Annotated in this window: 2 protein-coding genes; both read left to right on the plus strand. The window is 55.5% G+C overall.

Going from position 1 to position 3,267, the window contains the following annotated elements; all coding sequences use genetic code 11:
* A partial coding sequence (locus V6D20_22855; protein HEY9818622.1) for an FtsX-like permease family protein occupies positions 1-1,732 on the plus strand: 1,732 nt, incomplete at its 5' end.
* Between the two features lie 3 nt (positions 1,733-1,735).
* Entirely contained in the window at positions 1,736-3,082 is a 1,347-nt protein-coding gene (locus tag V6D20_22860; protein HEY9818623.1) for an HlyD family efflux transporter periplasmic adaptor subunit, read from the plus strand.
* Positions 3,083-3,267: the final 185 nt, after the last annotated feature.

A 3,267-nucleotide genomic window follows, 5' to 3' on the forward strand; every position in this document is an offset into this window, starting at 1 on the left:
TTTCAATGATGTCACCCTGTCCTTAACCCCAGCGGCCAACCTGCCGGAGGTCTTATTTCAGCTTGATCAATCCTTGGAGCGCTATGGTGGATTGGGAGCCTATGATCGCGATCAACAGCTTTCCCATCGATTTCTTACTGACGAAATCGACCAACTCCAGGTCACAGCCGTCTTTTTACCCTCTATTTTCCTAGGCATTGCGGCCTTTTTGCTGAATATTGTTCTATCGCGCATTATTAGCACCCAACGGGATCAAATTGCGGTTCTCAAAGCCTTTGGTTACAGTAATTCTGTCGTAGGACTCCATTACTTTAAGCTTGTCCTAGGGGTCACTTTCCTAGGAGCCGCCATCGGCACAGGATTAGGCCTCTGGTTTGGGTCAAGCATCACCCAGTATTACACTAACTTTTTCCAGTTTCCTATCCTGCGCTATGAAGCCGGAGCAGGTCTAATCCTAACCACCCTTGGGGTAAGCGCTGGTGCCGCTCTGCTGGGAGCCTTCACGGCGGTAAGGCGAGCGATCGCCCTGCCCCCAGCGGAGGCCATGCGCCCAGAAGCACCACCCCAATTCCGTCCTACCTTGATTGAACGCTGGGGGTTGCAACGCATGTTTCCGGCTTCAGGGCGGATTATATTGCGTAACTTGGAACGCAAACCCATGCAAGCCCTGCTATCGATGTTGGGAATTGCCTTAGCGATCGCCATTCTCATGGTGGGCCGCTACATGGGGGATGCGGTGCTTTACATTATTGATGTCCAGTTCCGCCAGGTGCAGCGAGAGGACGTCACCTTGGTGTTTAACGAACCTCGCCCAGCTCGGGCCCGCTATGCTCTCAATCACCTGCCCGGTGTGCTACGAGCAGAACCCTTTCGCAGCGTGGCGGCCCGTCTGCGGTATGAACATCGCACCCACCGCACTGGTCTGATGGGGTTAGATCCCCAGGGAGAGCTGCGCCACTTAGTCGATCGCCAGCTACGTCCTGTGCAGCTACCTCCCAGCGGTGTGCTGCTCACGGCCACCCTAGGACGAATGCTAGGCGTTGAACCGGGCGATCGCCTCACAGTAGAAGTACTGGAGGGCGATCGCTCGATTCACCAGGTCGAGGTCATGGGCTTAGTCGATGAGTTCATTGGGGTGGCTGCCTATATGGACATCCAAGCGTTGAATCAACTGATGCGCGAAGGACAGACCATTTCAGGAGCCTATTTAGCTGTAGACCGCTATGCCCTGGATCACCTCTATGAGCAGGTGAAAAATACCCCAGCGATCGCCAGCATGGCCATGCGCCAAACGACCATCGATCAGTTTGAAGATACCATCGCCGCTAGCCTAGGTATCTTCACCGGTGTATTGGTCACCTTTGCCTGTGTAATTGCCTTTGGTGTGGTCTATAATGCTGCTCGCATTGCCCTGTCCGAGCGGGGGCGAGAGTTGGCAACCCTGCGGATTATTGGATTTAGCCGAGGAGAAATCGCGTTTATCTTACTTGGAGAACAGGCTTTGATTACCTTGGCAGCCATTCCCGTGGGGGTAGCCATCGGTCTAGGTTTGGCTGCCCTATTGGCCAGCACCTACGACTCTGAACTTTACCGGCTTCCCTTCGTGGTCAATCAGACTACTTACCTATTTGCCGTCGGTGTTGTACTCATCGCCACGTTCTTATCTGGCTGGCTGATTCGCCGACAGCTCAATCAGTTGGATTTAATTGCAGTACTTAAAACTCGGGAGTAGCCTATGAAACTCAAGCCCGTTCTGCGACGACTGCTCTATGGTTTGGCTGGCGTAGCGATCGCCTTCCTTCTCGTCCTCTTATTTCGACCCGCCCCCGTGCCGGTTAGCGTAGCCGTGGCCCATCGTGGCCCCCTGGCCGTCACCGTTAATGAAGAGGGAAAAACTCGGGTGCGATCGCGCTATCAAGTATCCACACCGGTCGCTGGTCGGCTCTTCCGCATCGATCTAACGGCGGGGGATAGGGTGCAGCAGGGGCAAATGCTAGCCCAGATTGATCCCCTCCCCCTCGATAGCCAAGTGCAGTCTGCCCAAGCCCGCCTGCGAGAACTGCAGGCCCAGCTCGCCGGGGTTGATACCCAACGGACTAAACCGGCTGCGCTGCAGCAAGCTGAGGCCCGCATCCAGGGAGCCCAAGCCGCCCAACGCCAGGCCGAGGCCCGCATTGCTCAAGCCGAAGCAGCGCTGGAGCAGGCCCAGCGCGATCGCCAACGGGCGGATGATTTGTACCAACGGGGGGCGATCGCTCGCCAGGATTTGGAATCAGCAGAGTTGCTAGAGACCACCAGGGCTCGCGAACTAGAAGCCCTGCAGCGAGAAGCCGAAGCAGCCAGAACCGAGGTAGCAGCAGCCCAAGATACGTTGATGATTCTCCAAGCTGAGCAACAGGATCCAGATTACTTGATCGATGTTTACAGCGCCCAGATTGCTAGCGTGGAGGCAGAACTTGCCAATCTTGCCGACACCGCCGATCGCACTCGGATCACAGCACCCACCACGGGCCACATCCTGCGGGTGTTTGAGGAAAGTGCAGGCTATGTGGAGGCTGGCACAATCCTGCTAGAGCTAGGAGATCCGCAACAGCTTGAACTGGTCATTGACGTGCTGTCCACCGATGCAGTGCGCGTGCCGGTGGGTGCGCCTGTGTGGGTCGATCGCTGGGGTGGCCCCGAGCGACTCACTGCTACGGTTCGCCGCATCGAACCCTCTGCCTTCACCCAAGTTTCTGCCCTAGGGGTGGAGGAGCAGCGGGTGAATATTATTGCTGATTTTGATCAGGATGTACCCCTAGGGGATGGCTATCGCGTGGATGCTCAAATTGTAGTGTGGGAGAGTGAATCTGTTCTGCAGGTGCCTGTGAGTGCCCTGCTACGGTGCGATCGCCCCTCTTCCGAGTCCAATACGCCAGGTTGGTGTGTGTTTGTAGTGGATAATAACCGAGCTCAGCAGCGCGCTGTCACGATTGGACAGCGCAGCACCGAGGTAGAAATCCAATCGGGATTAGATGAGGGAGAAACTGTTATCTTGCATCCCACTGAGCAAATTGAATCCGGTAGGCGGGTATCGAGCTAAACGACCGAAATTCTAGGGAAAGATACGCTAAGAACGAAGAATTAATATCAAGTCCGCTTAATCAACCACACTTAGCATTGAAACGCCTTCCACCAATGGAACTGGGTCAAGCCTGAGATAAAGTCGGTAAGGTTCAGGAGTTGTACACAGCGCCGCTCTACCCGTTCCAGTAGGTCATCAAGCGT

The sequence above is a fragment of the Candidatus Obscuribacterales bacterium genome (assembly GCA_036703605.1).
GTDB lineage: Bacteria > Cyanobacteriota > Cyanobacteriia > RECH01 > RECH01 > RECH01.